Source organism: Rhizobium phaseoli, assembly GCF_003985125.1.
Classification (GTDB): Bacteria; Pseudomonadota; Alphaproteobacteria; order Rhizobiales; family Rhizobiaceae; genus Rhizobium; species Rhizobium phaseoli.
This window is the reverse complement of sequence record NZ_ML133578.1, coordinates 52,632-73,743: the sequence shown is the minus strand read 5'-3', so window position 1 is coordinate 73,743 and position 21,112 is coordinate 52,632. Positions and strand designations below refer to the sequence as shown.

The window sequence follows — 21,112 nt, the reverse complement described above, 5'->3', positions numbered from 1 at the left end:
AAACTGGAGGGAAATCCTATGAACCGCGTGATTTCGTTCGCGATTGCCGCAAGCTTGGCCATTGCCACATTATCTGGCCTTGCCCAGGCCAACATGAAGCTGCCAAAAAACGCCAAGGCGCTGACGGCCGAGGAAACAACAAAACTTTACGTTGGCAACACCGTCATATGGGACACCGATGGGGGGAAGGTGAGTTACACATGGACAGCGGATGGCAACGTGCTCGGCATTATGGACAAGAAGGACGGCAAGAAGGCTTGGGCCGAAGGTAAGTGGACCGTCAAGGATAACGAATTCTGCTATGACGTAGTTTGGCGAGGCAAAAAGAGCGGAGACGGCACCAAGTGGGCCCCGTGCGTTTCCTGGTTCAAGGTAGGGAAGGTTTTTTGGAGCAAGAACGGACCAGGAAACGGAGAATGGACCGGCAACGTCTGTGATTGCGAATTCAGGGACAGCTTCAAGATGGGCGACAAGGTTTCTGGGCGAATAGAGACGGTCAAGGCATCTCTACCAGATTAGACCTGTGGCCGTCAGCGTGATCTGAGTGCGGAACCGCGACGTCTGTTGCCCACCGCCAGGGCTCATCGCAATACCAAACCGGGAGACCGTGATGGCGACGAGAGATTGCCACCCACTCAACAAAAGCAACGCGCATTTCGCCTCGCCGAAAGGCCCGTCTCTTTCCGATCGGCTTGAAAACTACTCCACCTGGATCGAAGCACGCATAAGCAACGGTTATTGGCCATACGCCAGGAATCTTGCGACGCCTCCCGAACCAACCGCGAAGATCGCATATACTGGACGCACGGCCCACAAAGGGATCAATCTCGCGGTCCAGGATTACCTGGCGCTCTCGACCCACCCCGAAATTAAGGAGGCTGCGATCTCTGCAACCAGGGACTTCGGTGTCCATAGCGCCGGCTCGGCCATGCTGCTCGGTAACAATCCGCTGTCACTGCAGCTCGAGGCGGCCCTATCCGATTTGCTCCATCTGGATCATATCCTCCTGTTCCCGACCGGCTGGGCGGCCGGCTATGGCACGGTAACGGGTTTGATCAGGGATTATGATCATATCGTCATGGACCAGCTCGCGCATGCATGCCTACAAGGAGGCGCTGCCGCGGCAACTAAGAACGTTCACCGCTACCGCCACCTCGACGTGGCCCACGCTGCAGAAATCCTTGGCAGGATACGGTCGACGGACACGCAAAACGCCATACTCGTGATTGCGGAGGGTGTCTACTCGATGGATTCGGACAGTCCAGACTTGGCCGCACTGCATGCGTCCTGTCGGGAGTTCAGAGCAACGCTGCTTGTCGACGTCGCCCATGATCTCGGTTGTTTGGGTGACGGCACAGGACAGATCGGGATGCAGGGCATGCTCGGCAAGGTCGACATCGTCATGGGCGCGTTCTCTAAAACCTTCGCCTCGAATGGCGGGTTCGTTGCGACGAGCGATCCGAGAATAAAGCGATACCTCCAGTGGTTTGCAAATCCTCACACGTTTTCCAACGCACTCTCGCCAGTCCAGTGCGCGGTCGTCATTAAGGCGATATCCGTAATTCGATCTCAGGAAGGGGAAACTAGGCGACGTGGCTTGCTTCACGCGTCGACCTTCTTCCGGGCGCGGCTCAGACAACACGGACTGGAAACGCTCGGATCGCCGTCGGCGATCGTTCCAGTGATGCTCGGTAAGGATGCCTTCGCCCGTGAGGCTAGCAAGGCGGTGGCTGATAGCGGCACATTCGTAAATCTGGTTGAATTTCCGGCTGTCGGGCTAGGGGCAGCGAGGTTCCGCTGCCAGCTAATGGCAACCCACACCGACGAGCAGCTGGTGCAGGCGGCACAGGATATTTACGACGCCGTCCTGTCGGCAGGATCGAAACTAAACAGGCGATCCGACCAAACAGATGCGCAGATTTCGGTGCTTGATGGTTGACGAGCGATTGACGCCAACGCCCCACGCTCAAAGTCGCTCTGGTGCCCAGGCCGGAATTAGTGGGCATGGCCCTCAGCGTCCGATGGTTCGAATACGTTGTAGAGGTGCCTGGTGGTCCACTCAAGGCAATTGGCCGCCCAGCGTTCCATAGGCGCGTCGCCAATGCGCCGCCCTTGCGCAATGAGAATCCGTTGGCGAAGCACGACAAAATTGACGACACGCGACAAGTCCACATCGGCATCGTACGCCCTGCAGAACATGGTCAACCGACGTCGTTGGAGGTCAGGCTCAATATCGTCTTCACCGAGATCGAGCCACATCCAGGCGGCGTAGCCAAGATCGTGCATTCGGGGTCCGGGTGATGCGCTGTCAAAGTCGATGATTGCCACCGGTCGTCCCGAACGAAATACGAAATTGCAAGGCGACAGGTCGTTTTGGCAGACCACTTCAAGGCCAACGGCCTGGGCAGCCTCTGACGCTACAAGCCCTACCGTCGCATCGTGATATCGGCGTATCAACTCCGCGGCCTCGATCAAGACATCATCGCTGTGCCAGGATAGGTCCCGTGGCACGTCACCTTCAATGTAGGAGAACACGTCGCGCCCGAATTCGTCACAACCGAGCGAGCGTGGGGCACCTACGAACCCGGCAAATTCGATATGCTTCAAGAGCTTGTGGATAAACGGTGAGCTGTATGTAGGCGGACGCCGAACAGTGTCACCAACCCGCACAATTCCTTGAGTCACGCGACCACCGTTCAGCGGTATTTCGCTTTCGGACCGGTCCATAGACTTCGCTCAACTCCCTCGCTGGCTCCAAAAGCGTCAACGTTGACGGCTTTGCATGCTCTGTTCACTGGAGCGGATTTCCGGGTTTCTACGCTTGGCGCGGGCAAACCATCAATGAACGGCGGCAATCACTGGGATGCCGGCTTCCTCCGCGGCGCGAATGAGTGCGTCACGAGCGGCCTCGGCCGGGATATTGCCGTAGATGGCATCCAGGCACGTCTTCACAGCATCCATATACTCCTTGCCATCGTCGCCCGGCCAAGCGACGATGAGAGCCTTGGCGACCTCGCCGAGTGATCGCACCAGCCTGTTCTTTTCCTGGCCATTCATCACCAGCACCAACGGAGCGAAGTCATCGTTCCTTCGCCAGTTCACTAAGCCGAGCCTCGGCATACTACGAGTCCCTCTTATTCTCGCAAGGAGCGTTCGCCGTCTGCTGCGAAAATTCCTTAAAACCTTCCCGATGGCATTTCAACAAAGACGAGGGGCATTACATCGGCTGACGCCCGGTGGTATCCCGGACTTAGGTCGGGGTGGCAGCCAGACGATCTCTTTCTTAGGATGCCCGAGCAAGCAGATGTTGCTGAGGTAAAAGTAACCTTCATGGCGTGAGCAGCTTTGACAGGGTCAAACTAGGCTCAACGTCCTCGGATGATCTTTAAAGGTAACGACATGCGCAAAACAATAGTAGTCGGTCTGGCGGCTTTGATCGCCCTGTACTTTGTCGGCGGCGAGAGCGCGAGACATGAGATATTTCCTTGGCCGCAACTTTCCGCGCTGAAGAAAACAGTTGGCGGCGAGAAGCCGGCGGCTCCAAGCCGTTATACCTTCGACGACAAGGAGCGACTCATCGGCGATGAAACAAAATCGGCTGTGCCCTGCCCGGTTCAAACCGATCGAACTGCTGTCCTACTCATTCTAGGCCAATCGAACGCCGCCAACGACGGTGGGCAACGGTACCGGTCAAATTATGGCGCTCGCGTTGTAAACGCCTTTGACAAGCGGTGCTTCGTCGCGGCCTCGCCACTTCTTGGATCGACCGATACCAAGGGAGAGTATTGGACGCGTCTTGGGAACGAACTGATCGCCTCGGGCCAAAATGACAGCGTCATCCTCGTACCGCTCGCCTATTCCGGCTCCGAGGTCGCACGATGGGCGAAAGGCGGTGACCTCAATCCAGTGCTGGTCGATACAATGAAACAGCTTCAGGATTCCGGCCACCGGGTAACGAGCGTCCTCTGGGTGCAAGGAGAAAAAGACCTCGTTATGGGCACCACCACGGAGGCCTATCAGGACCAGTTCATGTCGATGGTCGACACATTGCGTCAGCACGGCATCGAAGCACCCGTTTACATTTCGATCGCATCGAAATGCCTCGAACCGAGCAACGGCGGCTTCAAGGAGCATATTCCGGACAATGCGATCGTGCGGGCGCAGCTGGCCCTGTCGAAAAGCGGCCACGGCATCCGAGAGGGCGTGGATTCTGACGCGCTGCTCGATGGAGACGACCGCTACGACGATTGCCACATCGGGGGCTCCGGCGCGGAGAAAGTATCGCTGGCCTGGCTGGACCTTCTGAGCGGCGACCGCCGCCTTGAAAGCTCGAGATAGTCTTGTCGGCGATTGCACGCTCTGGTCCCTGCGAAATCGTCCTGAATTGCCGGCACCCGAAACGACAAGATGCCCCGCAGAAGGGGGCATCTTGCATCAGGGTGATGCCGCCTTATTAGCGATGCGGCACCGAGGGGCGGATAGGTAGCAGGATGACACAGTTCGGAAGATCGTCAATTTATCTGAACTTAGTAATCCTACTGCGAACCTGGTTGGCGCTCAGGTCAACGGGATTTATGACCTCCGGCCCTACCCTTCTGATAGTCAATACGCGCCGGGCAATAGGCCACATCGTCATCGCGTCGTCATCGAAGGGCTTCATTAGCTCGCTTGGGTTTGGGTCTGGTGACAGCCAGCGCCTGTAATCCTCGGGACGAAGCACGACAGGCATCCGATCGTGGATCGTCGCCATCATCTCATTCGCGGGGCAGGTGACGACGGCGAAGCTTCGGATATCGATGCCGGCAGGATGACGCCATATGTCCCAAATGCCTGCCAGCGCGAACATCGACCGGTCTTTCATGGCGATCGCGTAGGGTTGTTTCTTGTCAGTCCCGGAGATGTCCAGCCATTCGAAGAAACCGCTTACCGGGATCAGGCAGCGGCGCGATCGGTAAGCGTCCTGGAATAGCTCGTTCAAAGCTATATCTTCACTCCGAGCGTGGACGGGCGGCTGACGACGCGGCCGGTCCATCCATGACGGAATGAAGCCCCAACGAGCAATGGCGATGGCAGGCTTTGGACGATCCCGCTGGCGCTCAGCGTCTTGAATGATGACATGGTACACCTCTGCGGGGCCACCGTTGTATCTCGGCAGTCGGCCGCCAAGATCGTCGACGTTACCTCGCCTAGCGAAGCTAAAACTTTCGGCCAGCTCTTCAAACGAACGATTGATATAGACGCGACGGCACATTCGAAAATCTCGTACTTATTCCTGGGCGGCCGATCTGGCTGTCGGTGCTCCACGTCAATAGATGGCGGTCTTCAGCATTTTCCAATCTCCCCTGTGGTCATTCGGGCATTCGCCACAGATTATGGTCACTCAGACGGGGGACCTAAGTCGGGCTGGCAACCTTACGGCCGCTACACATATTGTTTTTGAGGCAAAATGAGGGTCCATGGGAGGGGCACGGCGGAACAGGAACGAGAAAATGAAGTTTGGCCCCAACAATCATGGGGAGCACTGTCCGGAAGGCCACAGTACGGCGGCGACAATCGCGACCATCTCGGCAACCCTTGCCGCCGATCCGGATGTTGACAGCAGCGCCGTCGAAATCAGAATGCTCGGCCCCGTCGTTCTGCTCGAAGGCTACATATCAAAGGCCGCGGATCGCGACAAAATCATCGCGATTGCAGCGACGATCGTAGGGTCGGAAAATGTCCAGGACAGAATGTTGAGCCGCTTCCCACCGCCCTAATGATGTCAGTGCCCGGCGCTCAATAGGACCAGGGACCAAGGTCGGGCCAAGCCCCGGTACGAAGTCCCACCCCGGGAACACTTCCTCCCTTTCCCGGTTCGGCCTAGAGCGGACCTAACCGCATCAAGGAGGAAGATCAGATGAAAATCAAAGCACTAGGAATTTCCGTCGGTGTCCTGTTGGCGTCGGCATCCGCCTTTGCGCAATCTACGACAGTCATTGCAACACCGCCGGAGAAGGTTGTGACCTTTGTTCAAAAGGCTCCCGCCCCGACTGAACGCGTCGTGGTGAAGGAGAAGGTTGTCGTCGGGCAGCCGCTGCCGGAAACGGTGGTCGTGACGCCAATTCCCGATGACCCGACATATGCATACGCGATCGTCAACGATGAGCGTGTGATCGTCGAGCCTTCCACGCGGAAGGTGATCCAGGTCGTCAAGTGACCGACCGGCGGCTCGAGCCGCCCCTTCCAACAACAAGGGCACGCATGCACCGCACGAGAATGCGGATTGCATCGCGTGTCCAAATCTCGGAGATCGATCATGAAAAGCAGCCATCTCGCCATTCTGATCGCGGCGCTCTCGCTCGGCGTATCGCCGCTCGCAACGCTGCCGGCCACAGCCCAGCAGGACACACAGAAGACCGGCCAGGCCCAGTCCGGCTCGCAGTCGGACACACAATCCGGCTCTGGTACCAGCGGCAAGAGCACCGGCACCGACTGTACGCCAGACGCTTCGGGAGCCTGCCCGCAGGGCAAGGGTCAGTCATCGCAGCAGAAAGCAGGTCAAGGTTCCGACACGCAAAAGAGCGCCCAGCAACCTTCGAACGACAACACGTCGACGAGCGGAAGCGCGTCCGGGAAGTCTTCGACAGAAACCAAGCCAGGTTCGACAGACGCCAGCGGGAGCACGACTACAGAACAGAAAGCCACCACCAAGTCTGGCACTACGGACACCAGTGGCTCGGCCACCACAGGCTCGAAGAGCAGCACGCAGAATGCCAAGCCGGCTGAGGGAACGAGCAGTGGCAGCACCACGCAAAGCGGTGATGCATCGAAGCAGTCAACCGATCAGAACGCGTCGACGACCAGCAAGAGTTCTTCCGAAACCAACGTCAACATCTCCGTCGAGCAGCAGACCGAAATTCGAACGGTGGTGAAGGAAGTTCATGTTGCTCCGGTGAAGGAAGTCGATTTCACGGTCTCTGTCGGAACGAAAATACCGAAGAAGGTCCGCCTTGAAAGGCTGCCGCCGCGCGTTGTGAAGATAGTCCCGCAATACGAAGGCTACCGATTCTTCGTCCTTGCGGATGGTCGGATCGTCATTGTCGATCCTGATGCGCTGACGATTGTCTACATTATCGAGGTATAACCGGCTGTTCCCCGGCGGGGCTTTTGCCGCCGCCGGGGACGGGAGTATTCAATGATCTATCATGAAGAAAAACGGTCTCGCATCGGCTTCCCGATCGTCGTCATCTTGATCGCTATGGCCGCCATTGTCGGCAGTCTCGCACTTTCATCAGGTCCCCGTGCGCCAGCACGGGTTTGGGTTCCCCAGAGTTCGACGGGACATTTATCCCATCGTGGCGGCGTCAACGCTTTGAGTGTGGACGCTATGACTGGGGCGTTGCCGGTGAACCACCGAGGAACTCTCGTTGCTCGTCCATGAAGTCGATTGCCGTTCAGACGGCGACGTGACTGCTTACCAGTCCATCGCCAGTGAGACGATGAACCATGATCATCGGTGGCTCGTTCACGCCGGGAATATTCCGGCCCCCGAACCATAGCGGGTTAGCTGGGCAGATCGAGCCACAGATATGTGCTGGGATTCCCGCCAACATGGCACTCATTGGCCGATGGACATGGCCCGAGGATATAGCGATTGGCGCAAGAGAGCGCCGGGTCAACAAGTCACCAAGCTCGGCTTTACCCTCCGCGATCACCGCATCCATCGGCGCGATTCCGCTTGGCACGAAGTGGTGATGCGCGAAGAGAAGCGTGGGGCATGAGGCTGGCTCCTCCAGTACTCGTTCTAGCCAAGCAAGATGCTGGACAACGTCGCCCGCCGAAGTACCGGGTAGGCAGGTGTCAATTCCCACTAACCCGAGCCCTCCGATCTGCGCGCGGAAATGCATGGCGTCGCAGTCGTCAACCGCTCCATAACGTGTCGCGAAAGCGGTTCGCATGAATTGCCGATCGTCGGAGTTACCCGGCACCAACATGAACGGACAATTCAAGGCTTCAAGACGGGCTGCTATCGCAGCGTAACCATCGGTCCAGTCATCATCAATTAGGTCTCCCGACACGACAAGCGCATCCGGCTCAAGCGCGGAAAGCCACGACAATGCGCGGTTGAGCCGCAGCAGGTTGTCGTTACTCGGTGCAGCGTGAATATCGGAAATCTGCGCTACGATCATTGGCACCTCCGTACATCCCTCTTTCATGGTCGTACCCTACGGCCGAACATGCGGTTTCGGAAGATGAAGTAAAGCTGGAGAAAGGCCACTCGCCTGTCACAGCGGTGATCTTCGAAACGGCACAACGGGCGTGGTGAAGGTGCGAGGCAAAAGGCGCTTACGCCGAAACTGCTCAGACCGCTCGAACTTCGGCGAGTCGCTTGACGGAGTACTCGTCTTGCCAGCAGACGGTGGCCTCCCATGCGGCTGACGCTTGCGCGGCGTTGTCGTGCCCACCATCGTCGAGACCGGCGGCGTTCCCGGGCAGGACCAGGTCGAGGTCGGGCACGTCGACATGTGACTCGTGCCAGTCGATCAACGCCACCCGATCGGCGGTCATGCGAACGTTGGCAGGACTGTTGGGGTTGCCGTGGACAACGCATGTCTGACGCCCGATGAGCCGCGCCCACGCTGCCCGGCATCGGATAACGCCCTCGGGCGGCATTGCGGAAAGGTCGATCCTCGTTCCGGTTTCGGCATGCAGGAGATCGGTCGACGATCGCCAGCCTGGGCGCTGCGGCCAGCCCTGTGTCAACCGATGCAGCTCGCGGAGCGTGTCGGTCACGCGACGCCAGTCGGACTGCGTCTCGGGCGGTCCGCCCTCCATGTATTTCATCACCACCAGACCGTCCACGAACAGCCGGCCGCAGTCGTCGGGATCGGCACTGGAACGTGCATTGCCTTCACTGTCGAGGTAGTGGATCAGTTCGGTCAGATCGCTCCGGAGCAATTTCGGGACGCGTTCCTGCGTGCGGCCCATGAGGCGGGTATCGCAGCGCTCACTGTCGTCGAGCAGCCAGTGCCCGTGGAGGCCGGTCGCGTCGCTCCGAGGGTAGCAAGTCCTCGGTCGCGGCTCATCTGCTGCCATCTCCGCGAGTAACCATGTTTTGGATTTCGTATGACAGGCCGTCGCCGACGCCGTAACTGCGGTCGGCGTGGCCAGTTCCCTCTTTCTGACCAGATGGAAGCACGACAAGGCTGTCGATTAGTCGAGATCATCGGTTGCCTATTCCAACGCGGAAGGCAACCCCACTAGAACCGGACCGCGCGGGGGCTTCAATTTCGTCCAGCCGCCTTTGAACTTGGGAACCTTGCTGATTGGAAACCAGTGCTTATTGTCCATCTCCTCGAGTTCGGAGACATGCCAAAACGTCATCCACGAAGGCGTGTCGCTGAGGGCGGACGGAACTTCTCTTCGGGGTGTCGGCCGTCATCATTCCACACCTGACCCACATACCAGCCACGCCATTTCACCATGTAGCTTGGTTGGGCCTCGGCACCCTCGTGAGAGACGTAGATCAGAACGCGTACCCGGTTGCCATCCCTAAGCCCATCCACCTTGTTGAATACCTCGTAGCTATTGGAACCGAACGCGACCGACACCTGCGCGACCAGCACCTCCGCGCTGGATTCAAGGTGAACCAAAGGGACAGGGGCGAGAATTGCGAAAGGCTGCGGTTCTGGCATGATATGCTCCCGTAGCGGGGTTGCGAGACGCTAACAGTACTACTCAGTGGTTTGGCGGAGCAACATCCCCATGTTGCCGTTTCGAGGTCTGCCCTTGCCCCCAAAATCGAAGATCAATGCCTCGCCGGAAAGGCGGGCGATCCCCCATTGCCGATCAGGTTCTGAATCACCTTCGAACAAGAAACTTCCATTACTGAGGAGCTTTCAACAGGCTGGCCGTCAACCGTCGCCAATGCAATTGCCTTAAAACGGACCGTTGCGCTCACGCCCCGGCATCCCATGAGCGGAAGCGAAACCAATAAAGCAGTGAGTGGCCTTCGCGGATACAAGGCAAGCGGCTCCGAGATGGAAGCACACTATTAATCGATCCCGGCAAGAGATCGCTTAACGACGTGCGGGCTCAGAAAAGTGTCGGCTCCGACGCCGGCTCCCCCGAAGTGGTGACAATGGTCGAACCATAAGGCTCCCGTGACGTTACCATAATCTGTTCGTTCCCCAGCGGCCGGGCCAGCGCCTTCGCTTCCTCCCAAGGTGCATGCATCCAAACATCAACCTCTTCCTGTGTCAGCAGGAGAACTGGCATCGCCTTCTGATGGATCGGCTTGACGACGTCGTTGGGATCGGTCGTCAAGAAGGCATAGAGATCGTCGGTCGTCAGGCCGTCCTTCACCTTCCTGACGCTTTGCCATTGGGAGACGTGCACACCCGCAAAGAACATGAGCGGCTTGCTCTCATCACGAGCGAACCAAGCGTTCGGGGTGTTTCCGCCGTCCTGTTTGCTGGCAGGGTCCGGTTCGGCGAAGCTGGTCACCGGAACGATGCAGCGGCTCTGGACGCCGAACCATTTCTTCCAATGCGGAAGATTGAGATTTCGGATGTTGGTGGTCCCCTTATCGGGCTCCATCCGGATGAGCATTTCCATATCGACGGGCTTGCCCTTCTGCCGCAATTTCTCGGCCCGGGCTTCAGCTGCCTGCTTGATCGCGAAAAACGGCGACGGCATTCCCCACCGCGCATGCACAAGCTGCTTGCGGTCGTCGGCGGTGTTACGCACGATCGGGCCAATCTGGTCCGGGTTCATCTGGTATGCGGGCATCAGATTGATCAGGCTTTCGGCGTCCTGGGCCCATTTGCTGACCCAGTCCTTGTCCTCCATGCGGTAGAGATTGCACATGCGGCGGCCTCCGTTGCGCGTTTGCGGACAGCCTATGCGTTTCCGGCTGGAGGTCAAATTGCCGCTAATCACGCCCAAGCTGTCTGGTCCCATTGTGGTGATGGAATAGGGTTCGCTGGTTATGAGCCGGACCAAACCAGTCGGCTCGACATGGTTCGGCTCCTGGTGAGATAGGGCAGTACTCAAAATAAGTATTCGGGATGTCGGCGTCAGCGTCGCGAGAGCGTCCTTGGCACATCAAGACCGCCCGCGAGAGCGAATTCCCGCCGCCCCAATTCGCAAAAAGACCACAGGAGATCAAAGTGTCTAAATCAGTGCTCTTCATGTCCATGTCAGTGGACGGGTATATCGCGGGACCCAACGATGAAGTGGGCAATCCTGGCGGCGACGACTTTATGCGGCTGCACGATTGGTACGGGGATTTTTCCCGGCCAACCGGGCCGGTCGGAGAATTGTGGGACGAGTGGAACGCCCCAGGTGCGATTTTGGCGGGTCGGCGAACCATCGAGCAAGTCGATCACTGGGGCGGCGACAATAACGGTGTCCCGATCTTCGTGCCCAGTCACAGGCCGCCCGGGCCATCCGTCGCGAATTATCCGTTGGTCAAATACCTAAGCGACGGGATCGCGAGCGCAATGGCGCAGGCGAAGGCCGCCGCCGGGCACCGGGACGTGTTGGTGCTTGGCGCGTATACGGCGCAACGGGCACTGGAAGCTGGCGTGCTCGACGAACTGCAAATACACCAGGTTCCAGTCTTGTTCGGATGTGGCCGCCGAATGTTCGAAGTCTTACCATCGCGCGTCGAGTTGGAGATCGTTCGGGTGATCGATACACCCGAGGCCACGCACATCCGCTACCGCGTCCGCCGCTGAGCCCGCCGACCCATGCCACCAGCGTTCACGAACCCCAAAAGCTGCACTTCGAGAAAGGGCATGAGCCGTTGATCCGTCGCATCCTCTCCCGTCTCGCGTTGACGTACGGGCCCCTTGTGCTGATAAATGACGCTGACTCGGTCCCTGAGGTCATTGGAGCGGATGGGTAAAGTCGCTATTGGGCGACAGCCGAGAAATGGCCAGCTTGCTCAGTAAACGTTGGGACCTAGTGAAAATTGCGGCTCTTCACTTTCAGCTGATCGATATGCAGGTCAGGAATGAAGATGTCCCGTGACTTCATCCCTTGCCCCGACCGCTCACGCGAATCCGGCCTGCCTAGCGTGCCATGTCCGAATTCATCGCCCCTCCCCGTCGGCAGCCTGAATTCCAGATCGCGATCGGCAAGGCCCGTCAAGTCTCCCGACAGATCAAACAGCTGCTGCGCGACGAGATGCACGACGTCGCCTTCTCTCTGGATGCGGCCGTTGATCGCCATCATCGAGGCACCGAGCGCGATCCGACGTGATCGTTCGAACAGCTTCGGCCAGATGACGACGTTGGCGACGCCCGTCTCGTCTTCAATGGTCATGAAGATCACGCCTTTCGCCGACCCCGGCCGCTGGCGGACGAGAACCAGACCAGCCGCCATCAGCCAGTGGCCCTCGCGGGCCGACATCGCTTCGGCACAGGTAACGACACGGCGCTCGACCAATTCCTTGCGAAGGAAGCTGACGGGGTGTTCCCGCAGTGTCAGGCCGGTATGCCCGTAATCGAGGACGACGTTGTGCCCCTGGGTCATCTGCCGCAGCTCGACCGTCGGCTCCTGCTGCTCGGCAATCGTTCGTGCCTCGCGTTCGGCCGCGGCCGCAAAGAGAGGCAGCGGCTCATCCCGGAGCGCCTTGATAGCCCACAGCGCATCACGCCGTTCCAGCCCGAGAGATGGCAGGAAGGCATCTGCTTCGGCAAGTTCCACCAACGAGCCAGCGGGAACACCAGACCGTCGCCACATGTCATCGACGCTGTCGAAGGGCTGATCTGCCCGGGCAGCAACGATCCGAGCCGCATCCGCCGTTGCCAAGCCTCGCACCAGGCGCATCCCGAGCCGAACAGCATGCCGAGCCGAGCCATCGATAGCTTCCAGCGTGCAGTCCCATCGCGATTGGTTCACGCAAACCGGCCAAACCTCGACACCGTGCTCCCGCCCATCCCGAACAATTTGGGCCGGTGCGTAGAAGCCCATCGGCTGACTATTCAGCAGTGCCGCACAAAAGACGTCTGGGAAATGGCATTTGATGTAGCTCGACGCATACGCGATCAGGGCGAAACTCGCCGCATGGCTTTCCGGGAAGCCGTAGGAGCCAAAGCCCTCTAGCTGACCGAACGTCCGCTTCGCGAATTCCGGTGAATACCCGTTTCGGATCATGCCGGAGACGAGCTTGTCCTCGAACTTGCTGACGCCACCCGTGAACTTGAAGGTCGCCATTGCCCGACGCAACTGGTCCGCCTCCCCGCCTGAGAATCCCGCGCAGACCATCGCCACCTTCATCGCCGATTCCTGGAATAGCGGAACGCCAAGCGTCTTGTGGAGGACTGCCTCCAGCTCCGGCGTCGGGTATTCAACCTTCTCCTTCCCTTCCCGGCGACGAAGGTAGGGATGCACCATGTCACCCTGGATCGGTCCCGGCCGCACGATGGCGACCTGGATGACGAGGTCGTAAAAGGTCCTTGGCTTCATGCGGGGCAGCATGCTCATCTGCGCCCGGCTCTCGATCTGGAAGGTGCCCAACGTGTCGGCCTTGCGGATCATCGAATAGGTGGCCGGGTCCTCCTGAGGAATGGTCGCGAGATCGAGATCGATGCCCTTCTCCTGCGCGAGGAACGCAAAGCTCTTGGCCATGCAGGTCAGCATCCCGAGTGCCAACACGTCGACCTTCATGAATTTGAGGGCTTCAACGTCGTCCTTGTCCCATTCGATCACCTGACGATCCGCCATCGAGGCCGGTTCGATTGGAACCAGATCGTCAAGACGATCGTGCGTGAGGACGAAACCGCCAGGGTGCTGCCCAAGATGGCGTGGCGCTCCCATCAGCTGCTGGGCAAGCTGGAGAGTCAGAGCGAGACGCCGATCCTCGGGATTGAGGTTGAGGTCCCTGACTTGCTTTTCGCCGACCGCCTCTGACCAGGCCCAGACGCCGGACGACAATGCCTTGATCAGGTCCTCCGGCAAGCCGAGCGCCTTGCCGACATCCCGGATCGCACCCTTTGTGCGATAGCGGGTGATCGTCGAACAGAGCGCCGCCTTGTGATGGCCGCATGTCTTGTAAATCCACTGGATGACCTCCTCGCGTCGCTCGTGTTCGAAATCAACGTCGATGTCGGGTGGTTCGTCTCGTTCCTGCGAAACGAAGCGCTCGAACAGCAGGTCGTTGGTATCCGGATCGATGGAGGTGATGCCGAGCACGAAACAGACGGCCGAGTTGGCGGCGGAACCCCGCCCCTGACAGAGGATATCCTGAGATCGGGCGAACCGGACGATGGAGAAAACCGTCAAAAAATAGGGGGCATACCGCATGGTCTCGATCAGCGCCAATTCATGGCGGATGATCTTTTCCACGTGGGCAGGCAGCCCCTCTGGATAACGGTTGGGCATGCATTCCCAGACATAATGCTCCAACGACTGCTGGGCGGTCATGCCGGGGACGATGGCCTCCTCTGGATACTGGTAGGTCAACTCTTCCATGCTGAAGCGACAGCGCTCGACGATCTCCATCGTCCGGGCGAGCGCTTCCGGATAGCGACCGAAGAGACGCTCCATCTCTTCCGGCGGCTTGAGGAACCTATCGGCATGCCGTTCGCGCTCGAAACCGACGTCGTCGATTGTGCTTCCCGTGCGGATGCAGGTCACCACGTCCTGCAACTGGCGGCGGCCGGGCTCGTGGAACAGGACATCATTGGTGACGACCGTCTTCACCCGGTGCCGGACTGCCATGTTGGAAATTTCGTGCAGCCGCACCTGGTCGTTCGGTCGCCGGCGCAGACATAGCGAAACATAGGCCCGGTCACCGAAAACCTCGGCCATCTTCCGGAGCTGGATCGCACAGGTTTCGTCAGGCAGGTCGGGCGCGAGGATGCCGATGAGGCCATCGGAATAGATGGCGACGTCGTCGAGGGTCAGAATGCAGTTGGCTTTGCCGCCTCTGCCTTTGCCGAGCGTCAGCAGCCGGGTTAGCCTCGAATAGGCGGCCCGGTCCGTAGGGTAGACAAGGATCGACATACCGTCCTGCAGATCAAGGCGACAGCCGACGACCAGCCGTAGGCCGGTGGCACGAGACGCCTCGAGCGCCCGCACGATGCCAGCGAGCGAATTGCGGTCGACGATGCCAAGCGCCTCGATGCCCAGTTCCTTCGCCGTCGCGAACAGCTCTTCCGCCGAGGATGCGCCTCTGAGGAAGCTGAAATGCGTCGTCACCTGGAGTTCCGCGTATCTCATGCGAACGTCCCGTGAATAAACCATCGATGGGAGCCGGTATCGAGATCGACGCCGTCACCGGACCGGTAAATCCAATAACGTTCGCCGGTCTCGTCCTCGACGGTGAAATAGTCGCGGACGGCAGCCCATTCCGACGTTCGTTGCCACCATTCTCCGAAGATGCGCTCCGGTCCGTCCGCCCGCTTCACACGCCGCCGTTTGCCACGCCAGGTAAACCAGACGGGCGGATGATCAGGTAGCAGAGCCATGACTTCGATCAGTTCGGGACGGCCCATCAGGCGCACCGGGCGGGGCCAGATCATCGGCCAGGTTTTTCCAACCTCGGCGGCCACCGGCGATACGCGTTGGACCGATCGTTCCGGAACGTCGCTGGCGACCGGTGCCACGCGATAGATGCGATAGGTTCCCCGGTTGCCCAGGACATCGACGAAAGCACCGACATCGACCGCGGCATCTTCTACCAGGCTGGAAGCAATTTGCTTGTCCTCGAGTGGCTCGACCATGGTGGCGGCGAGACTGAGTTTCTCGATGCCGAAACCGGGATCGATGCGTTCGATGCGATCACGCAGCAGCTTGGTCAACCAAACAACGTCGCGCACCGGCTTTGCCGTCCCGGCCCTGAGTGCCTGGATCGTGTTGTCGACGCGGTGGACGATCAGGTCCGTGCGGCGGACGCCCAGCCCCTTTGCCTGGAGTTCCAGACAGAGCTTCGTCACGAGCCGCGCGATGTATTTTCCGATGGTCTCGGCCGCACCGATCGGCTCGGCGAAGGCACGGTGGACTTCGATGATCTCTGGGCAACGGATCGGATCAATCGGCTCGGCAACCCGGCCCATCATTTGGTCGACACGGCGACCGATTTCGGGGCCAAAGCGAAGGGCCAACGGCGCACGCGGTGTCGCGGCCAGCTCGCCGACGGTTTGGAAGCCAAGCGTATGCAGACTGATCACCGTCTCGGGATTGAGCCGCAGCGACGAGAGCGGAAGCCGCGCAACTGCATCAGCTGTCCGCCCAGTGGGAATGACCTTGGTCTCGGCCATCATGGATCGCGCCAGCCCATATGCGGCTCCCCAGGTGTCGGCAACGACGGCGCGAGCTGGCAGTCCCCGTGCGCGAAACCGGTTCACGAGACCGGATAGCATCAGCTCTTCGCCTCCCCGAAGATGATCGGCTCCCTCGGTGTCCATGACGATGCCATCCGGCGGATCGGCTGCCACCACCGGCGAATATTGAGACAGCGCCCAGAGCGTCAGGCGTTCGAGGGCTGTACGATCAGCGGCGGGATCGGCATCGACCATTTGGAGGCCCTGTACCAAGGCCTGTGCTTTGGCGGCCGCCATGCCAACGTGCAGGCCAAGCCTGGCGGCGTTCGAATCGACAGCGGATAGCCATCGTTTCGAGCCGCTCCTGGCGACAACGACCAGCGGACCGTCAACCGCTATGGACGGATCGGCGCGTCTGATCCGATCCGTCGCCAGCGTCGGAAAGAAGACTGATACGACCCTGGGCATCGCATGCACCTATTTCGAAATCTGCGCTTTCACCTGCCTTGACCCTGATCAGCTCCGCCAGCCATCGCGCTCGCCCAACGCCCGGAACTGGAAGCGGTTCGGACGGCAGGACCGATATTCGCCATCGCGTGGCCGCTGCCGTCGGATGCCCGAAATCACCGGCCTCGGTCTGCCGTCGCCATCGTCGGATGATCAGACCGATAGTGCCGGAACCTTCGGCGGCCAGCTGCAGGCGGCGCGAAATCACCATCGGCAAACGCACCGTTTCGGCGACGACCGCGCCCAGTCCACGGAACCGCAAGGCCTCTTCGAAGGCTTCAAGGACATATTCCTCTTTGATCGCTTCGACATAGATGACGCGATCAGGATGGAGACCCACCTGAGCCAGCGCCGGAGCGAACAGGTCCGGCCGAGCCAGGCACCAGACGACCATGCCCTTCGTCCGGGCCGCGATCCCAGCAACAAAGAGCGCAGCCGCCGCCCCATCAACGGCCCCTGCTCCGCCTCCGGCGAACTCATGGACAGCGCCATGGACTAACCCGCCACCCGGAAGGCGTTCGTCGATTTCGGCCAGCCCGAATGGAATGACCGACTTGGATCGCGCGACTGCCCCTTCGAGGTGCTGAATGCGATCTCGAAGATCGGAGATAATTAGGTTCGCGGCGGTCTGCGCCATTCGGGGCCCTTGTCAAAATCAGGTTTTCATCTCGTTCAAAAGCGAGTATGTTCCCTATTTGTTCCCGAATGAAATGTGAGTCAATGCGCATATACGGGCGAGCAGCTCTCGAACTGCAACCCAGCGGCATGGTCGGAAGCCGAAGATCGAATGGATTCAAACAAGTACGGATGAACTGTCGACAGGCTCTAAAATGTCATCGATAAGAAAAAATTCCTGTCGAAAACTCCCAGCGCTACTCGTTCCTGACGTCAAAGCACAGGAGGAAAGTCGATGACGGACAACGTGATCTCATTTGACGAGAGCCCGCAGAGATTGGAGGGTATCGCCTTCGGAGTCACTGCCGACGAGCTGCGCATAACCGCCATTGGGGCCAAAATCGAATTCGCGAAAAGCGAACTGCAAACGGTTCAAGCCTATATTGACGTCGTCTACGCGGGAAGGATCGCTGTGACGACGGATGATGGCAGCGAGCTACCTGTCGACACGCTTGCGCATCTCGGCAGCATCCTTTCCAACTACGAGCAGTCGTTGTTCGATCAGATCGCGAAGCTTGAATATGAGCAGGAGTTGCTGCTCTTCCCGCCAGACGAAGACGAGGACGCGCCGGATGGCAACTGCCTTTCGTAAGCGAAACCCCTGAACACCCATGAGCGACGCGCCACACGACACAGCCAATCGACAGCGCAAGGTCATCCATATCGACATGGATGCCTTCTACGCATCCGTCGAGCAACGGGATGATCCCGATCTCCGCGGCAAGCCCGTTGCTGTCGGCGGCTCGGAGGCACGCGGCGTCGTCGCTGCGGCAAGCTACGAGGCTCGCAAATTCGGTGTTCACTCGGCTATGCCATCGATAACGGCCAAGCGGAAATGCCCTGACTTGATCTTCGTCAGGCCGCGTTTCGACGTCTACAAAGCCGTCTCCCAGCAAATTCGAGAAATCTTTGCCGAATACACGCCGTTGATTGAGCCTCTCTCGCTCGACGAAGCCTACCTCGACGTCACCGAAAACCTTAAAGGCATGGACATCGCGACCGAGATCGCACTGGAGATACGCGCCAAGATCAAGGCGGCTACGGGATTGAACGCGTCTGCAGGGATTTCCTACAACAAATTCCTCGCGAAAATGGCGAGCGACCTCAACAAGCCGAACGGTCAAGCGGTCATCACTCCGAAAAACGGCCCGGCCTTTGTGGAGGTCCTGCCTGTCAAGAAATTCCACGGCGTTGGCCCTGCGACAGCCGAGAAGATGAACCGGCTTGGCATCGAGACCGGCGCTGATCTCAAAGCCCGCAGCCTCGAATTCCTGATCGACCATTTCGGAAAGTCGGGCCCCTACTTCCATGGTATCGCACGCGGCATTGACGACCGGCAGGTTAAACCCAACCGCGTCAGAAAATCCGTTGGCGCGGAAGATACGTTCAAGGTGGACATTCATTCGTTCGATCCGGCCTGGGAAGGCATTCGGCCGTTGATGGAGAAGGTCTGGACCTATTGTGATGCCAATGAAATCAGCGCCAAAACGGTGACGCTCAAGGTGAAGTACGACAACTTCATCCAGATCACTCGGAGCAAGACGACTGCAGTGCCCTTCGGCTCATTCGCCGACTTGAAGGATGCGGTGAACTCGCTCCTGCGGGCGATCTTTCCAGCCAGCCGAGGCATCAGACTGCTCGGCGTGACGTTGTCGTCATTGGAGCGCAAGGCGGCGGAGCGCGAACCGCCACAGTTGCTGCTGTTCACGTAGCCACGCTGGCCTTTCCTGGTTCAGGCGCTGCTTCAGCGACAGCCGATATTGGCTGAGTAGGCCGGCGACACGCTAATCTACCCGGCTAAGGCGTCCCCGATTCAGAGCCTCAACATCAGGTCGTAAGTCATTGAAAAATGATTCGTTTCGAGTCGGAACGAATCACCTTCGCACGTCTTTGAGTCGCGAATCACTGATTCGGAGGGTCGCGTCATGGCGTCAGGACACCGTGCCCAGTGGAAGGGCTTTCTGAAAGTTGGAGAAGTCAGCTGCGGGGTGGCCCTCTACACGGCTGCGTCCACCGCTGAACGCATCACCTTCAACACCGTGAACAAAGCGACGGGCAACCGGGTGAACCGCATTTTCGTCGATAGCGAGACCGAGGACCCGGTCCCGAAAGAGGAGCAGACCAAGGGTTTCGAGATCGACGACGGTCGTTACATCATGATCGATCCGGAAGAGATCGCCGCTGCAATTCCCCAAAGCAACAAGACCCTAGAGATCGAGGCATTCGTCCCATGCTCCGAGATAGACGACGTCTATTTTGACAAGCCTTACTACCTGACCCCGAGCGACCGCGCCGGATCGGACGCGTTCACGCTTCTTCGGGACGGAATGAAAAAATCGAAGGTCGCCGCCATTGCGAAGACAGTCCTGTTCCGGCGAATGCGTACGGTGCTCATTCGCCCCCATGGCAACGGGATGATCGCAACGACCCTGCAATACGATTACGAGGTCCGATCTTCGAAGGCAGCCTTCGAGGGGATACCGAAACTCAAGATCGAAGGCGAAATGCTCGATCTCGCCAAGCACATCATCTCGACGAAGATCGGAGAGTTCGATCCCGCCACCTTCGACGACCGCTATGAACAGGCGGTGGCGGAGCTTGTGAAAGCCAAGATCGAAGGCAAGTCTCTTCCCAAGCCGAAAAAGGTTCAGGTCTCGAAACCCAATGATCTTCTTGCGGCCCTTCGCGAAAGCGCCGGCCTGGCAGGCAAATCCACCGGACAACCAAAACGCACGGCCGCCAATGCCAACAAAGGCACCCAACGGCAGCGTGCGACGCGCGGGGCGGCCAAGGCAGCCACATCGGCCGCCCCTCAGCGTAAGGCGGGATAGGACAGCGAACGATGGCACCCCGTCCCTATTGGAAAGGTTATCTCAAGCTATCCCTCGTCACCTGCCCCGTGACAATGTCGTCGGCGACCTCGGAGTCCGAGAAGGTGCGTTTTCACACACTCAATCGGGCAACCGGGAACCGCGTCGTCTCGCAATACGTAGATTCCGTCACGGGCAAGCCCGTCAAAGATGGGAACGATGTTAGGGGCTACGCCCGCGGCGAGAACGACTACGTGATCCTGACGGACGACGACCTGGACTCTGTGGCGCTCGACACCGTCCGGACAATCGACATCGAAAAGTTCGTGCCAGCCGAATCCATCGGGTGGACCTATCTGGAGAAAGCCCACTACCTCACGCCTGACGATCCGGTCGGCCATGAGGCCTTTTCCGTCATCCGCGATGCGATGAAGGCGTCGAAGGTGGTCGGCGTGTCGAAACTTGTCATCGGTCGCCGGGAACGGGCGGTCATCCTCGAGCCCCGCGACGAAGGCATCGTGCTCTGGACCCTTCGCTTCGGCGACGAGGTGCGTCCGGAGGAATCCTACTTCGAAGGGATTGACAGCGACTCCGAGAAGGATGCCCTGCCCCTGGTCGAGAAGCTGATCAAACAGCGGACGAAACATTGGTCACCGACCATGGTCACCGATCCCATACAGGAAGCCTTGCTGGCCCTCATCGAAGAGAAGAAGAGAGCACTGAAACCAAGGAAGACCACGAAAGGCAAGAAACCTGAAACCGCTCCGGCCTCCAATGTCGTCAACATCATGGACGCCCTTCGCAAGTCCCTCGAGAACGACCTGAAATCGCGTAAGGCCGGATAAGGAGGAATTCAATGGCATCGGT

20 protein-coding genes and 2 pseudogenes are annotated in these 21,112 nt (G+C 59.2%); 12 read left to right on the top strand and 10 right to left on the bottom strand.

Annotated elements, in window-relative coordinates; translation table 11 throughout:
- Positions 1 to 18 precede the first annotated feature (18 nt).
- Positions 19 to 519, top strand: a complete 501-nt coding sequence (locus EFD56_RS21510; protein WP_126906234.1) for a DUF995 domain-containing protein — start codon at positions 19 to 21, stop codon at positions 517 to 519.
- Positions 520 to 610: 91 nt separating this feature from the next.
- Complete coding sequence (locus tag EFD56_RS21505; RefSeq protein WP_126906233.1) at positions 611 to 1,939, top strand: aminotransferase class I/II-fold pyridoxal phosphate-dependent enzyme; 1,329 nt, start codon at positions 611 to 613, stop codon at positions 1,937 to 1,939.
- A gap of 56 nt (positions 1,940 to 1,995) precedes the next feature.
- Here EFD56_RS21505 and EFD56_RS21500 read toward each other — a convergent pair whose 3' ends face one another.
- Together EFD56_RS21500 and EFD56_RS21495 are read right to left on the bottom strand one after the other, a co-directional pair.
- Positions 1,996 to 2,727, bottom strand: a complete 732-nt coding sequence (locus EFD56_RS21500) for a phosphotransferase (RefSeq protein ID WP_126906232.1) — start codon at positions 2,725 to 2,727, stop codon at positions 1,996 to 1,998.
- A gap of 111 nt (positions 2,728 to 2,838) precedes the next feature.
- The gene (locus tag EFD56_RS21495) at positions 2,839 to 3,120 is read right to left on the bottom strand and encodes a DUF982 domain-containing protein (protein WP_126906231.1); all 282 of its coding nucleotides are present in this window, start codon (positions 3,118 to 3,120) and stop codon (positions 2,839 to 2,841) included.
- A gap of 279 nt (positions 3,121 to 3,399) precedes the next feature.
- On the opposite strand from EFD56_RS21495, the gene EFD56_RS21490 reads away from it, so the two are divergent.
- Positions 3,400 to 4,338, top strand: a complete 939-nt coding sequence (locus EFD56_RS21490) for a sialate O-acetylesterase (RefSeq protein ID WP_126906230.1) — start codon at positions 3,400 to 3,402, stop codon at positions 4,336 to 4,338.
- Between the two features lie 178 nt (positions 4,339 to 4,516).
- Here EFD56_RS21490 and EFD56_RS21485 read toward each other — a convergent pair whose 3' ends face one another.
- Positions 4,517 to 5,251, bottom strand: a complete 735-nt coding sequence (locus tag EFD56_RS21485; protein ID WP_126906229.1) for an SOS response-associated peptidase — start codon at positions 5,249 to 5,251, stop codon at positions 4,517 to 4,519.
- 238 nt (positions 5,252 to 5,489) lie between these two features.
- Here EFD56_RS21485 and EFD56_RS21480 point away from each other — a divergent pair, with 238 nt between their 5' ends.
- The 3 genes from EFD56_RS21480 to EFD56_RS21470 all read left to right on the top strand — a co-directional run bounded on the left by EFD56_RS21480 (position 5,490) and on the right by EFD56_RS21470 (position 7,123).
- The gene (locus EFD56_RS21480) at positions 5,490 to 5,756 is read left to right on the top strand and encodes a BON domain-containing protein (protein WP_126906228.1); all 267 of its coding nucleotides are present in this window, start codon (positions 5,490 to 5,492) and stop codon (positions 5,754 to 5,756) included.
- 140 nt (positions 5,757 to 5,896) lie between these two features.
- Positions 5,897 to 6,196 carry a DUF1236 domain-containing protein gene (locus EFD56_RS21475; protein ID WP_126906227.1) on the top strand — a complete coding sequence of 100 codons (300 nt, stop codon included), beginning with the start codon at positions 5,897 to 5,899 and terminating at the stop codon, positions 6,194 to 6,196.
- Positions 6,197 to 6,295: 99 nt separating this feature from the next.
- A complete protein-coding gene (locus EFD56_RS21470; protein ID WP_126906226.1) occupies positions 6,296 to 7,123 on the top strand; it encodes a DUF1236 domain-containing protein in 828 nt (275 codons plus the stop codon).
- Positions 7,124 to 7,433: 310 nt separating this feature from the next.
- Here the strand turns inward: EFD56_RS21470 and EFD56_RS21460 are convergent, their stop codons facing one another.
- Both EFD56_RS21460 and EFD56_RS21455 read right to left on the bottom strand, forming a co-directional pair.
- Positions 7,434 to 8,168 (bottom strand): metallophosphoesterase, encoded by a 735-nt coding sequence (locus EFD56_RS21460; protein WP_126906224.1) that lies wholly within the window; start codon positions 8,166 to 8,168, stop codon positions 7,434 to 7,436.
- 172 nt (positions 8,169 to 8,340) lie between these two features.
- Positions 8,341 to 8,916 (bottom strand): annotated as a pseudogene (locus tag EFD56_RS21455) (protein kinase family protein); the annotation flags it as partial.
- On the opposite strand from EFD56_RS21455, the pseudogene EFD56_RS33725 reads away from it, so the two are divergent.
- Positions 8,917 to 9,043, top strand: a pseudogene (locus EFD56_RS33725) (DUF982 domain-containing protein); the annotation flags it as partial.
- Positions 9,044 to 9,359: 316 nt separating this feature from the next.
- Here the strand turns inward: EFD56_RS33725 and EFD56_RS21445 are convergent.
- Both EFD56_RS21445 and EFD56_RS21440 read right to left on the bottom strand, forming a co-directional pair.
- Positions 9,360 to 9,674: a hypothetical protein gene (locus tag EFD56_RS21445; RefSeq protein WP_126906222.1), complete on the bottom strand. Its 315-nt coding sequence runs from the start codon at positions 9,672 to 9,674 to the stop codon at positions 9,360 to 9,362.
- 400 nt (positions 9,675 to 10,074) lie between these two features.
- Complete coding sequence (locus EFD56_RS21440) at positions 10,075 to 10,848, bottom strand: SOS response-associated peptidase family protein (RefSeq protein WP_126906221.1); 774 nt, start codon at positions 10,846 to 10,848, stop codon at positions 10,075 to 10,077.
- 314 nt (positions 10,849 to 11,162) lie between these two features.
- On the opposite strand from EFD56_RS21440, the gene EFD56_RS21435 reads away from it, so the two are divergent.
- Positions 11,163 to 11,720, top strand: coding sequence for a dihydrofolate reductase family protein (locus tag EFD56_RS21435; protein ID WP_206513424.1), 558 nt, complete (start codon positions 11,163 to 11,165; stop codon positions 11,718 to 11,720).
- Positions 11,721 to 11,946: 226 nt separating this feature from the next.
- Here the strand turns inward: EFD56_RS21435 and EFD56_RS21430 are convergent, their stop codons facing one another.
- The 3 genes from EFD56_RS21430 to EFD56_RS21420 are packed head-to-tail and all read right to left on the bottom strand — an operon-like array spanning position 11,947 to position 17,397.
- Complete coding sequence (locus EFD56_RS21430; RefSeq protein ID WP_126906219.1) at positions 11,947 to 15,210, bottom strand: error-prone DNA polymerase; 3,264 nt, start codon at positions 15,208 to 15,210, stop codon at positions 11,947 to 11,949.
- Entirely contained in the window at positions 15,207 to 16,721 is a 1,515-nt protein-coding gene (locus EFD56_RS21425) for a Y-family DNA polymerase (RefSeq protein WP_126906218.1), read from the bottom strand. The genes EFD56_RS21430 and EFD56_RS21425 overlap by 4 nt, the downstream gene beginning before the upstream one ends.
- Positions 16,642 to 17,397 (bottom strand): ImuA family protein, encoded by a 756-nt coding sequence (locus EFD56_RS21420; RefSeq protein WP_126906217.1) that lies wholly within the window; start codon positions 17,395 to 17,397, stop codon positions 16,642 to 16,644. Before EFD56_RS21420 ends, EFD56_RS21425 begins: the two co-directional genes overlap by 80 nt.
- 273 nt (positions 17,398 to 17,670) lie before the next feature.
- On the opposite strand from EFD56_RS21420, the gene EFD56_RS21415 reads away from it, so the two are divergent.
- From EFD56_RS21415 to ku (EFD56_RS21400), 4 genes are all read left to right on the top strand, one after another.
- A complete protein-coding gene (locus EFD56_RS21415) occupies positions 17,671 to 18,027 on the top strand; it encodes a hypothetical protein (protein ID WP_126906216.1) in 357 nt (118 codons plus the stop codon).
- A 19-nt stretch (positions 18,028 to 18,046) separates the two neighbouring features.
- Positions 18,047 to 19,147: a DNA polymerase IV gene (gene dinB / locus EFD56_RS21410; protein ID WP_126906215.1), complete on the top strand. Its 1,101-nt coding sequence runs from the start codon at positions 18,047 to 18,049 to the stop codon at positions 19,145 to 19,147.
- Positions 19,148 to 19,360: 213 nt separating this feature from the next.
- Entirely contained in the window at positions 19,361 to 20,266 is a 906-nt protein-coding gene (gene ku, locus EFD56_RS21405) for a non-homologous end joining protein Ku (protein ID WP_126906214.1), read from the top strand.
- Positions 20,267 to 20,277: 11 nt separating this feature from the next.
- On the top strand, positions 20,278 to 21,090 hold the full coding sequence (gene ku / locus EFD56_RS21400) for a non-homologous end joining protein Ku (protein ID WP_126906213.1): 813 nt from the start codon (positions 20,278 to 20,280) through the stop codon (positions 21,088 to 21,090).
- Positions 21,091 to 21,112 lie beyond the last annotated feature (22 nt).